Genomic DNA, 8996 nt, shown 5'->3' on the forward strand with positions numbered 1-8996 from the left:
TCGCCGCGCAGAACGCGAAACCGGCGCCGCGCAACACCCGGCCGGCCGGCTTCAGGGGGCTGCTCGAACGTTTCGCGCATACCGGCGCGCGCTGGCTCGATACGCCGTTCGGCCGCCAGATCGTCGCCGAGGAAGATCGCCGGCTGCTCGAACAATGCGGTTTCGTCGACACGCGCACGCGCGGCCTGTTCCTGATTGCGCGTCTCGCGGCCGGCATCGTGCTGCCGCTGCTGGTCGGCGTGCTGGCGCGCGGACACGTCGCGGGCATCCGTTACCTCGCGCTCGTCGTTATCGCGGCGATGCTGGGCTTCATGCTGCCGAAGTTCGTGCTGGGCCGGCGTGCGAGCAAGCGGCGCGCCGGCGTGGTCAACGAATTGCCGCTGCTCGTCGATCTGCTGCGCCTGCTGCAAGGCGTGGGGCTGTCGCTCGATCAGGCGCTGCAGGTGGTGGTCAACGATTTTCGCGGCATGTTGCCGGTGCTCGCGGGCGAACTCGAAATCGCGCAGCGCCAGTTCGCGACCGGCCGCACGCGCGAGCAGTCGCTGAACCGGCTGTCGTCGAGCTACGACAACGAGGACCTGCGCGCGGTGGTGCGCCTGCTCGTGCAGGTGGACCGGCACGGCGGCGCGGTGCAGGAACCGCTCAAGCAGTTCGGCGACCGTCTGCGCGAGGCGCGCCGCGCGATGCTGCGCGAACGCATCGGCCGGCTCGCCGTGAAGATGACCGGGGTGATGATCGTCACGCTGCTGCCCGCGCTGATGATCGTGACCGCCGGGCCGGGGGTGCTGGCGGTCCAGCATTCGTTCCGCTCGGCCAGGCACTAAGGCACTAAGGATCGGCCATGACTCAGCGTTTTTCCCGGCACAACCCTAAGCGGCATGCGCGTACCGCTGCGGCAGCGGCGGCGCTCGCGGTGCTGGCGCTGCTCGGCGCGTGCGCGTCGAAGGAGCCGCTCGGCTACGGCGTCGGCGCGCAGGCCGAGCGCGCGATGATGACGCAGCAGCTCAACAAGGACCCGGCGCCCGACACGCCGGGCATGTACCTCGGCCTGATCGACCAGATGCAGGCGCAGGGGCTGTACTTCGCATCGCTCGCGCATATCGACGCCTACGAAAAGCAGTACGGCACGAGCCCCGAGACGATCCTGCTGCGCGCCGACGCGCTGCGCATGACCGACCAGGCGCCCGCCGCGGCGGCCGTGTACGGACAGTTGCTGAAGACGCCGCTGGCGGCGCGCGGCTATCGCGGGCTGGGCCTGATCGAGGGTGCGGCCGGCGAATTCGGACGCGCCGCGCAGCAGTTGCAGCAGGCGGCGCTGCTTGCGCCGACCGATGCCACGACCCTGTCGGACCTCGGCTATGCGCTGCTGCGCGAGGGCGACGTCGAGGGCGCGCGCGTGCCGCTCATGAAGGCGGCCGAGCTCGATCAGAAGAACCCGAAGATCGTCGCCAACGTGGTGCTGTATCTGCTCGTCAGCGGCGGCGACGCGCAGGTGCTCGCGGTGATGAACCAGCAGCAGTTCGCGCCGGACGTGCGCGCGGCGCTGCGTGGCGATGCGGCGAAGGTGGCCGTGGCGGAGCGTGCGCGCATGCAGGCGGCACAGGCACAGGCACAGGCACAGGCACAGGCACAGGCACAGGCACAGGCACAGGCACAGGCACAGGCACAGGCACAGGCACAGGCACAGGCACAGGCACAGGCACAGGCACAGGCACAGGCACAGCAAGGCGCGGCGTCGAGGCAGGGCGAGGCACAGAAGCAGGCCAAAGAGCAGGGGCAGACGCAGCCGCAGCCGCCGGCCGCGGATGCACGCACGGTCGCGAGCATGGGCATCGAACCCGCGCCGCGCCTGTTGCAGCGGTTCGCGCAGTAAGCGCGCCCGCTCGTCACGGATTCAGGGAGTGAAGATGACAAACAGAACGGAAACTCGGGGTTGGCGCGCATCGGTGCGCTGCGTGGGGGCCATCGCGGGCGTGTTCGCGATGACGGTGTTCGGTGCCGCTTCGGCTGTCGCGCAGACGAACGAACCGGCGAGCGCGCAGACCGACTCGCCGACCGCCGGGCCGACGCCGGCGGTGCAGGCCGCACAGCCCAAGGTGCGTGCGAGCGAGGTCGGCCACTCGACGCTCGCATGGGTCGACATGCAACGCAGCAACGAACAGGCCGCACCGGCGCTGCCGATGCTCGGCGCCGAAGCCGGGCTCGCGTACAAGCGTTATCTGAATTCGTTCAACAACAAGATTCCCGAGTGGTATGGCTCGACGCTCGGCTCCAGTAGCGGCTCGGGTGGTTCGGGCGGCGGCTCGAACGGCGGCTCCGGTTCGGGCTCGGGCGGCTGGAACTGATATGAGCAAGGCTTCGGTCCAGACGTCGCGCGAGCCCGCGGTGGACGCGGCGCATGACGCCCCTGCAGCCGGTGACGCGCGCCGCCCGCGCGTGCGCTGGCTCGCGCGGGTGCGACGCGCGGGCAGCATGCGCCGTCAGCGTGGTTCGGTCGCGATGGTCGCGGCGATTGCGCTCGGTTTGACGCTCGCGGCGCTCGGCGCGATCGACGTCGGCAACGTGTATTTCGTGCGCCGCGAGTTGCAGCGCACGGCCGATATGTCGGCAATGGCGGCTGCCCAGGTGATCGGCTCGCAGGGCGGCTGTACGGCCGCGCAGAGTACCGCGTTCTCGAATGCCTCGAGCAACGGCTTTAACGCCGACGGTCAGACCTATACGCTGAGCCCGACCTGCGGCCGCTGGGACACGAGCAGCAAGACCTATTTCGGCTCGAACAACTCGAACGGCAATCCGCTCAATGCGGTGCAGGTGCAGGTGACGCAGAGGCTGCCGATGTTTTTCCTCGTCGGTTCGCCGATCAACGTGACGGCGACGTCGACGGCGATGGCGACGAACATCGACGCGTTCTCGCTCGGTACGGGCATCGCGTCGTTGAACACGCAGCAGTCGGCGCTGCTCAACGCGATTCTCGGTGGGCTGCTGAAGAGCAGCATTTCATTGAGCGTCGGCGATACGCAGAGTCTCGCGAGCGCGCATATCAAGCTCGACGATCTGCGCGCGGCACTTGGGGCCGCGTCGATGCAAGGGCTGCTCAATACCACGGTGAGTTTTCAGAACCTGATGGTGGCGATGGTCAAGGCGTTACAGGCCGGTGGCGATACGGTCAACGCGAATATTCTGCAGGCACTGGAAGTTGCGGTGCCGGGCGGGCAGAACATTACGATCGGCGATGGCGGCACGTCCGCGCCGGGCTTGCTAGCGCTCGGACTCGCGAATGCGAATTCGGCGGCGACCGCGACGATCAATGCGTTCGACGCGCTGATGGTGGCCGCGCAGATTGCGCAGAGCGGGCCTAACGGCACGCCGGGGCCGGTGATCAAGGTGTCGGCGGGGCTTGCGGGTATTGCTAAGATTTCGTTGCAGATGATCAATCCGCCTGTGCTCGCCGTGGGTGAGGGGGGGACGACGACCGTCAACGGCGTGACGGACTATCGAACGAAGGCGCGCACGGCGGTGATCAACTTGGGCGTTACGTTATTGCCGGTGGGGCTGCCGACGCTCACCGTGGGCGTTCCCCCGTTGCTGTCGGTATCAGTTGCCGCGCTGAGTACGCCGATTGCCGTGCAGGTGTCCGTTGCGCAGGGTACCGCTGGACTGAGCTCGGTCGATTGCGAGAGCACAAAGGCGGCGACCAGCGCGACTATCGAGGTGACGCCGAGCATCGCGGGAGCCTGTTTCGCAAGTGATCCGGCTTGCACTCAACCGATTGGCGTGGCGGCTGTTTCGGCCCAGGTTCTCGGGGCCAACACAGTAGTGGCCAATGTGATGCTAAACACTACTAGCCAGCCACTGACTCTCGGCCCTAATACGCCAACGCCGCTTGTTTTCAACGGCTCATCGGGTAGCTTCGACTCGGTTCAGAGCGTCAATTCCAACGCAGTGGGAACGGACGCTTCGGTGCTGACCACGCAACTGCTGGGTTATTTGCCCAAGGCCCTGAGCCTGAAGATTCTCAATAACTCGGTCGATCTTTCGGGGCTCATTTCACCCATTCTTACTGCGGTTGCGACGGTGCTCACCCCTCTGCTCCAACCCGTCTTCTCATTGCTCGACGCCGTCGTCGTCCCCGTCCTGTCGCTGCTCGGCGTGCAGATCGGCACCGCCACGGTCCATAACATGTCGCTGACGTGCGGCGTTCCGCAACTGGTCCAATAGCCTATCCAAGATGAGAACCACCACCAAAATCGAGGAACTCGATATTTACGTCTGGGAGGGCAAGGCCGATATCGTCGACCGTGTGGCGCGCTGCATGGCAAGCTTCGACGTCGAAGTGATCCGCGCCGACGATATCGCGATTTCGCCCGAGCGCACCGCGCTGCGGCCGTCGCTTGCGATCATCAGCGTGTCGGTGATCGACAGCGGCGCGCTGATCGTGCGCGACTGGCAGGCCGCGCACGGCATCCCGGTCGTGTGGGTCGGCGCGGCGCCGCGCGAGCACGACCCGGCCGCCTATCCGTCCGAGTACTCGCATATCCTGCCGCTCGATTTCACCTGCGCCGAATTGCGCGGCATGGTCACCAAGCTCGTGCTGCAGATGCGCGCGCACAGCGCGAAGACGCACGAGTCCGACGCGATGATCGCGAACTCCGAGTGCATGCAGGCGCTGCTGCACGAAGTCGACACCTTCGCCGATTGCGACACGAGCGTGCTCGTGCACGGCGAGACCGGCGTCGGCAAGGAACGCATCGCGCAACTGCTGCACGAAAAACACGGCCGCTACGGCCAGGGCCCGTTCATCGCCGTGAACTGCGGCGCGATTCCGGACGGCCTGTTCGAATCGCTGTTCTTTGGCCACTCCAAAGGGTCGTTCACGGGCGCGGTGGTCGCGCACAAGGGCTACTTCGAGCAGGCCGACGGCGGCACGCTGTTTCTCGACGAAATCGGCGATCTGCCGCTTTATCAGCAGGTCAAGCTGCTGCGCGTGCTCGAAGACAGCGCGGTGACGCGCATCGGCTCGGCGAACCCCGTCAAGCTCGATTTCCGGCTCGTCGCGGCGACCAACAAGAACCTGCCGCAACTGGTCAAGGAAGGCACGTTCCGCGCCGATCTCTACTACCGGCTCGCGGTGATCGAGCTGAAGATTCCGTCGCTCGAGGAGCGCGGCGCGGTCGACAAGATCGCGATCTTCAAGGCATTCATCGCGCAGGTGGTCGGCGCCGAGCGGCTCGCCGCGCTGCCCGATCTGCCGTACTGGCTCGCCGATGCGGTGGCCGACACCTATTTCCCCGGCAACGTGCGCGAGCTGCGCAACCTCGCCGAGCGGATCGGCGTGACGGTGCGCCAGATCGGCGCGTGGGATGCGGCGCGTTTGCAGCGCCTGCTCGCGCTCGCGCGCACGAGCCAGCCGGTGCCGGTGGAGAGCGCGGCCGAGGTGCTCGTCGACCGCAGCAAATGGGACATGGCGGAGCGTAATCGCGTGCTGGCCGCGCTCGACGCGAACAGCTGGCGGCGTCAGGATACGGCGCTTTATCTCGGTATTAGCCGCAAGGTTTTGTGGGAAAAAATGCGCAAGTACCAAATTTTCGACGAAGAGCCCGAAACCCGCGAAAGTGAGTAATAATGCGCCGTTTGCACTAAAACAAAAACTGTTGAAGCGGGAACTACATGGACCGAAAGTCGACGCTGCGGGAGATGGCTCTGGCGGCATTCATCGTGTTGGGCGGCGCCGCGCAAGGCGTGAATGCGCAGGCTCTGCAGAGCAGTGGCGCAAGCAGCGCGGTCGTGTCCCAGCCGGGTACGAGCGCCGCGTTGCCGGATACCTCGCAAGCCGGACAGGCGGACACCACCGCATTGACGCCGGACGAAAACCGGCAATCGGCCGCGGGCAACGTGGCGGAATTGCAGCAGATGATCCGCGGCTCGGACCTGACTGAATTACGCACCACCTACAACGGTACGTACGGCGCGAGCCTGCTGTTCTACGGCAAGGAAATGACTTACTACGTCGCGCTGTTCCAGCAGAAGAATTTCTGGCGCGTGATCAAGACGCAGGACGTGACGCGCGCCGAACTCATCTACAAGGATTTCGTGCGGCAGACCGTGCAGCTCTCCGATGTCGAAATTCGCCGCACGCAGCTCGAAGCGCAAAAGGCGTTCACGCAGCGCATGATCGCGTTGTCGCAGGACCGCGCGAACCGCCTGCAGGCCGACCTCGACGTGGCGCGTCAGCAGCAGAGCATCGTTGCGAGCCAGCAGCAGCAGAAGCGTGCCGAGGCCACCGCGCTGGCACAGCAGAAGCAGGCCGCACAGGACCAGTTGCGTGCCGCGCAGCGCCAGGTGCGCGAACTTCAGCGCGAGCTGGAAAGCGGTTTGCCGCCGCACTGAGCGCGCTGGCGTGAACATCGTCATCGCCGGATGGGGCGGGCAGGGCGCGGAGGACGGCGCCGCCCGGTTCATCGGCGGGTGACGGCGCTAGATTCGCGGCAGTGTCGCCGCGGTCTCATTCGCGGCATTTCAATCCCACTTCGATCCCATCTCGATCTCGCATTCCTGCGTAGTCCACAACGGCGTACGCAGGCTGCGCTATCCCCGTCGCACAAAACGCAAAAGCGCGAAAGAAACCCGCGCAGGTTTCATCGCCGCGTCATTCATACCGCTATTCGCATCAATGCCGCTTCCTGCTATCGGGCCGTGGTTTGCGCGTCCGTTCGCGATGCGGCTCCGCCATGTCGACGGCGATCGGGTCGCTCGCGGGAAAACTTTCCATCAGCGCTTCGTCGAGCCGGCTATCGATGGAACTTGCGGCGGAACTGGCCGGTGCGCGCCGCGTGCGCGCGGGGTGAGTGGCATGCTGGTTCCTGCTGGTCATGACGTGCTCCGCAAATAGAGAGTCGACTATTCAGCATAGCGCATAGCGCATAGCGCATAGCGCATGGCGGCCGTGGCCGAACCTCGGCCGGATGGCATAGACCGAACGGCATAGACCCAACGGCATAGGCGCGCCGTTTGAAAGCGGCCTGCGGCGATTCGTTCTCCGTGTGTCTTCGCGTGGCTGCCTGCTGGCGACGCGCGGACCTCACTCAACGACAAGACAGCGAATCAAATGAACGGGAAAAAAACTGCCTGTGCGCGGCGTTTCTTCGCCTCGCACGTCGTGGAAGCGGAACTGGAGCACCTGAATTGGGCGACGAAGCAACCGGCGCTGCGCATGCTCGACGCCGTGTACTGGCGACGTCGCGTGCTAGGGGTCAAAGGAGGATTCGAGCTGACGGATCAGCAGGTGATGCGGCTGGAGAAAATTCTGCAGCGGCTCGGCTCGTCCGCGGACTAGCCGGGCGCTGTGACCAGGCGCTGTGACGCGCGCTTATTCGTTGCCGTTGCCGGCACCGCCCGCGCCGCCATGGTTGCCACCGTGATTGCCGCCTTCGCCGCCGGTGCCGAACAGACGGCGCCGACGCGTGACGACCACCGGGCCGTCCGAACTGCTGCGTTCGCCGACGGGGCGCTCGGAGGAGGCCGGCGCGCCATACGACTCGCGCGGTTCGCGCGGCTCACGATGCTCGCGCGAGCCATGCGGGCCGCGTCCGCCGGTGTGCTCGCCGTGCGAGGGGCGCCCCGTGCGCGGCGCCGGACGCGTGCCGGTGTCGAGCTGGATCGTGGAGATCGCGCGCTTGTAGATGCCTTGCAGGCCGACGGGCGTGCGCAGCATCACCAGATACTGATCGAACGACTCGATGCACCCGGTCAGGCGAATGCCGTTGACCAGATAGATCTCGACGCGCTTTCGTTCCTTGCGCGCAGCGTTCATGAAGTCGTTTTGCGGATGCGATTCTGCAGAAGCCATGGACAATTCGGGTTAGATAAACGGTTGTTCGCCGCGATTCTACCCTTTCTGCTCTATTCGAGGGCTGAACGCGCCGGGGGCGAACTTTATCCACTATAACGGCTTGTGGGCACATAAGCATCCGATAACGGCGCACTGTAACGTTGAGTTACGAATCTGCTGGGCAATGGCGCCTTCTCGCTGCCTCTCCAGGCATGGCCGGCACGCCTGGCGGAAAAGGAAGAGGCGCGCCGGATAGCCGCGCATCGAAGCGGCAGGCCCGCACCGAAACGCGGCGTTCGCCGACGCCGCCGCGCGGTGGAATAAACCGCGCGCCATTGGCGTTCAGTCGTGTAGGGCAACGCCGCACTCCGCGGCCGCCCGCCCGGATCGCGTGCGCGGATCGGCTCGCGCGATCGATCGTCAGGAGACTCATGATGATGAAAGCATCCCGTATTCTGTCCTCGCTCTTCGTGCTGCTCGCGCTCGCCTTCGGCACGCTCGCGAGCGGCGCCTGCGCCGCGACGACCGACAACGCCGCGTCGGGCTCGAGCAGCAACAGCAATAGCAGCGGCGGCGGCTACTGAGCGCCGCGCGCCGGGTGACGTTCGAAGCGGAAGTGATCGCGTGGCTCCCGCAGTTGCGCCGCTATGCGCGCGCGCTGACGGGCGACTACGCCTGGGCCGACGATCTCGTGCAGGATACGGCGGAGCGCGCGCTCGCGCGCTGGTCGGCGTTCCGGCCGAACAGCAACATGCGGGCATGGCTGCTGACGATCCTGCGGCATCTCTACATCGATCAGTTGCGCGGCCGCCGCGAGATCGCCGTCGACGACGAAAGCGCGCCGTGGCGCAATCTCGAAGCGCCGCAGGGCGAAGTCGACGGTCTCGTGCTGCGCGACGTGCAGCGCGCGCTGTATGGCCTGTCGCTCGAACAGCGCGAGGTGCTGCTGCTGGTGGGCGTCGAGGAACTGACTTATCAGGAGGCAGCGGCGGCGTTGGGCGTGCCGATCGGCACGGTGATGTCGCGGCTTTCGCGGGCGCGCGAGCATCTGCGCGCGCTGCTCGCGCAAGGGCCCGCCGAGGGACCGAGCCAGGGTTCGGCACCGGCGGCGCGTAACGTGGCGCCGCTGAAAGTGGTGAGAAATCCATAATGAACAACGACGACTACG

General features: G+C 66.1%; 11 protein-coding genes. 9 read left to right on the forward strand and 2 right to left on the reverse strand.

Features of this window, described 5'->3' with window-relative positions:
* From GXB81_RS29155 to GXB81_RS29180, 6 genes are all read left to right on the forward strand, one after another.
* A partial coding sequence (locus tag GXB81_RS29155; RefSeq protein WP_205991027.1) for a type II secretion system F family protein occupies positions 1 to 824 on the forward strand: 824 nt, incomplete at its 5' end.
* A 17-nt stretch (positions 825 to 841) separates the two neighbouring features.
* Positions 842 to 1873 (forward strand): pilus assembly protein, encoded by a 1032-nt coding sequence (locus GXB81_RS29160; protein ID WP_241016570.1) that lies wholly within the window; start codon positions 842 to 844, stop codon positions 1871 to 1873.
* 34 nt (positions 1874 to 1907) lie between these two features.
* A complete protein-coding gene (locus tag GXB81_RS29165; RefSeq protein WP_167284304.1) occupies positions 1908 to 2345 on the forward strand; it encodes a DUF3613 domain-containing protein in 438 nt (145 codons plus the stop codon).
* A 1-nt stretch (position 2346) separates the two neighbouring features.
* Entirely contained in the window at positions 2347 to 4218 is a 1872-nt protein-coding gene (locus GXB81_RS29170) for a TadG family pilus assembly protein (protein ID WP_241016571.1), read from the forward strand.
* A gap of 10 nt (positions 4219 to 4228) precedes the next feature.
* Positions 4229 to 5620, forward strand: a complete 1392-nt coding sequence (locus tag GXB81_RS29175) for a sigma-54 dependent transcriptional regulator (RefSeq protein ID WP_167040132.1) — start codon at positions 4229 to 4231, stop codon at positions 5618 to 5620.
* A 47-nt stretch (positions 5621 to 5667) separates the two neighbouring features.
* Entirely contained in the window at positions 5668 to 6387 is a 720-nt protein-coding gene (locus GXB81_RS29180; RefSeq protein ID WP_167040130.1) for a DUF2968 domain-containing protein, read from the forward strand.
* A 280-nt stretch (positions 6388 to 6667) separates the two neighbouring features.
* Here GXB81_RS29180 and GXB81_RS29185 read toward each other — a convergent pair whose 3' ends face one another.
* Positions 6668 to 6871, reverse strand: coding sequence for a hypothetical protein (locus GXB81_RS29185; RefSeq protein ID WP_205991028.1), 204 nt, complete (start codon positions 6869 to 6871; stop codon positions 6668 to 6670).
* A gap of 234 nt (positions 6872 to 7105) precedes the next feature.
* Between GXB81_RS29185 and GXB81_RS29190 the strand changes: the two genes are divergently transcribed.
* A complete protein-coding gene (locus GXB81_RS29190; RefSeq protein WP_205991029.1) occupies positions 7106 to 7333 on the forward strand; it encodes a hypothetical protein in 228 nt (75 codons plus the stop codon).
* Between the two features lie 33 nt (positions 7334 to 7366).
* Here GXB81_RS29190 and hfq read toward each other — a convergent pair whose 3' ends face one another.
* Positions 7367 to 7846: an RNA chaperone Hfq gene (gene hfq / locus GXB81_RS29195; RefSeq protein ID WP_205991030.1), complete on the reverse strand. Its 480-nt coding sequence runs from the start codon at positions 7844 to 7846 to the stop codon at positions 7367 to 7369.
* 413 nt (positions 7847 to 8259) lie between these two features.
* Between hfq and GXB81_RS29200 the strand changes: the two genes are divergently transcribed.
* Together GXB81_RS29200 and GXB81_RS29205 are read left to right on the forward strand one after the other, a co-directional pair.
* Entirely contained in the window at positions 8260 to 8412 is a 153-nt protein-coding gene (locus tag GXB81_RS29200) for a hypothetical protein (RefSeq protein WP_167039957.1), read from the forward strand.
* Positions 8413 to 8426: 14 nt separating this feature from the next.
* Entirely contained in the window at positions 8427 to 8978 is a 552-nt protein-coding gene (locus GXB81_RS29205) for a sigma-70 family RNA polymerase sigma factor (protein ID WP_167040122.1), read from the forward strand.
* Positions 8979 to 8996: the final 18 nt, after the last annotated feature.

It is taken from the genome of Paraburkholderia sp. Ac-20336, assembly GCF_017105025.1.
Lineage (GTDB): Bacteria > Pseudomonadota > Gammaproteobacteria > Burkholderiales > Burkholderiaceae > Paraburkholderia.

What these genes read in the sequence shown, in the direction of transcription:
- GXB81_RS29170 (WP_241016571.1), top strand. Translation starts at nt 2,347, where the DNA reads ATGAGCAAGGCTTCGGTCCAGACGTCGCGCGAGCCCGCGGTGGACGCG.
- GXB81_RS29185 (WP_205991028.1), bottom strand. Translation starts at nt 6,871, where the DNA reads ATGACCAGCAGGAACCAGCATGCCACTCACCCCGCGCGCACGCGGCGC.
- GXB81_RS29165 (WP_167284304.1), top strand. Translation starts at nt 1,908, where the DNA reads ATGACAAACAGAACGGAAACTCGGGGTTGGCGCGCATCGGTGCGCTGC.
- hfq (WP_205991030.1), bottom strand. Translation starts at nt 7,846, where the DNA reads ATGGCTTCTGCAGAATCGCATCCGCAAAACGACTTCATGAACGCTGCG.
- GXB81_RS29180 (WP_167040130.1), top strand. Translation starts at nt 5,668, where the DNA reads ATGGACCGAAAGTCGACGCTGCGGGAGATGGCTCTGGCGGCATTCATC.
- GXB81_RS29175 (WP_167040132.1), top strand. Translation starts at nt 4,229, where the DNA reads ATGAGAACCACCACCAAAATCGAGGAACTCGATATTTACGTCTGGGAG.
- GXB81_RS29160 (WP_241016570.1), top strand. Translation starts at nt 842, where the DNA reads ATGACTCAGCGTTTTTCCCGGCACAACCCTAAGCGGCATGCGCGTACC.
- GXB81_RS29200 (WP_167039957.1), top strand. Translation starts at nt 8,260, where the DNA reads ATGATGATGAAAGCATCCCGTATTCTGTCCTCGCTCTTCGTGCTGCTC.
- GXB81_RS29190 (WP_205991029.1), top strand. Translation starts at nt 7,106, where the DNA reads ATGAACGGGAAAAAAACTGCCTGTGCGCGGCGTTTCTTCGCCTCGCAC.